The organism is Raoultella sp. T31 (assembly GCF_002806725.1).
GTDB classification, from domain to species: Bacteria; Pseudomonadota; Gammaproteobacteria; order Enterobacterales; family Enterobacteriaceae; genus Klebsiella; species Klebsiella electrica.
This window is the reverse complement of record NZ_PIBO01000086.1, coordinates 1-1,375: the sequence shown is the minus strand read 5'-3', so window position 1 is coordinate 1,375 and position 1,375 is coordinate 1. Positions and strand designations below refer to the sequence as shown.

At 44.2% G+C, this 1,375-nt stretch carries 4 protein-coding genes; all 4 read left to right on the top strand.

What is annotated here, in order from left to right; translation table 11 throughout:
- Positions 1-163 precede the first annotated feature (163 nt).
- A complete protein-coding gene (locus tag CWM52_RS25845) occupies positions 164-685 on the top strand; it encodes a hypothetical protein (protein WP_032453060.1) in 522 nt (173 codons plus the stop codon).
- Complete coding sequence (locus CWM52_RS25840) at positions 678-1,031, top strand: hypothetical protein (RefSeq protein WP_023322119.1); 354 nt, start codon at positions 678-680, stop codon at positions 1,029-1,031. Before CWM52_RS25845 ends, CWM52_RS25840 begins: the two co-directional genes overlap by 8 nt.
- Positions 1,012-1,188 (top strand): hypothetical protein, encoded by a 177-nt coding sequence (locus CWM52_RS26450; RefSeq protein ID WP_012967825.1) that lies wholly within the window; start codon positions 1,012-1,014, stop codon positions 1,186-1,188. The genes CWM52_RS25840 and CWM52_RS26450 overlap by 20 nt, the downstream gene beginning before the upstream one ends.
- On the top strand, positions 1,185-1,375 hold a 191-nt coding region (locus tag CWM52_RS26585), incomplete at its 3' end, for a hypothetical protein (protein WP_100686656.1). The genes CWM52_RS26450 and CWM52_RS26585, both read left to right, overlap by 4 nt.

Below are 1,375 nucleotides of genomic sequence, written 5' to 3'. Positions count from 1 at the left end.
TATTGGATTGATTTCCTGACAAATTAATGGCTTTCCTGTGGCATCCCTTCCTCGGGACAGGTTAGCCAACCCCCTTACACATTCCAGATGACACTACACGGGTTACGTAAAAGACGGCCTGTGTGGTGTATTTTTGTATCTGAATTTCACGAGAGCGTTAATAATGAATAGTCCTACACAGAAACGAATTGAAATCGAATCACATTTCATCCCCAAAATTAAAGCTGCACTGGAAAATATCGAAGATGCAAAGGATATTTACAACGCAGACAGCCTGAATAAAGATACTCTTATTGCTATCAAGACTAAGCAACTAATGTCTCAGCCAGTCGAAGATTATGGATTCAGAATCCGACAGGTTACACACCCAGCGATGGTACAGACCATTATTCAGAACATGATGAATGAGAATTATATTGTGTATGAGATGGGCGCTGGATTTATCAAATTTGTACCCTTACAGCAGTCACCAAAACATAACCCGCTTGCTGAGATTGAAAAGGCATGTAAGAAAGCTGCTGAGAAATTTGTTGATTCCGGAATCACTGAGAAAGCGAATAAGGTAAATAATGCCATCCATGCTCACAATGTATTGGTGAAACAGGCTGAAGAGGCGTTATCGGGAATCAAACCGTTTGAATCCTATCTGTCTGTGATTGTAGCCGATGAGGTGGGTAATGACTAACAAAGTCACTGAAGCCGCTTACAAGGCTCAGATTGCCACTTTACAGGCTCAGTTAATGCAACGTCATACAGTGACTGCCATCGACGCTGTACAGCCTTTCTGTGAAGCTATAGGTATCAATCCCGCTGATTACGTTAAGGCCACCAGCGCTATGAGTAACCAGCATAAAGCGTTCTGTGACGGGATTCTGAAAGCGGCTTCTTCAAAGGTCACCCGCTTGCAGCGTGATGCAACTGTACGAATCCTCGAAGCACAGACAAAACGAAACAAAGCCATAACAGCAGCCTCAGAAGCGGCTGAAGTTGCTCAGTCGATGGGAGGGCTAAATGAATCAACTCTTCAATGAATATGGTCAGAAAGTAAGTTGTAATCTTCTGATGACGCTGCATCCATCGCTTATCACAAAGCTGGAAAAGCTTTCTGAACAGATTGGTCAAGGCGTGGTATCAGAAGACCAGCGTTTAACACTGGCAATCGGTGAGATGCTCAGGAGGCTTGAATGACGCTTTATCCGTGTAATCCTCTGAAGTCTCAAGGGGATGCAATTCCGTTAACTCAAAATCTCGCCCTGAATATTCCTGTCCCAATGCTACAGAAGCTGGACAGAGTAGGTTATGAACTTGCGGGACGTTACAAATTGGGCGGATTATCAGAGCAGCGCGTGAGATTGCTGGCATTGGCTCACCTGAT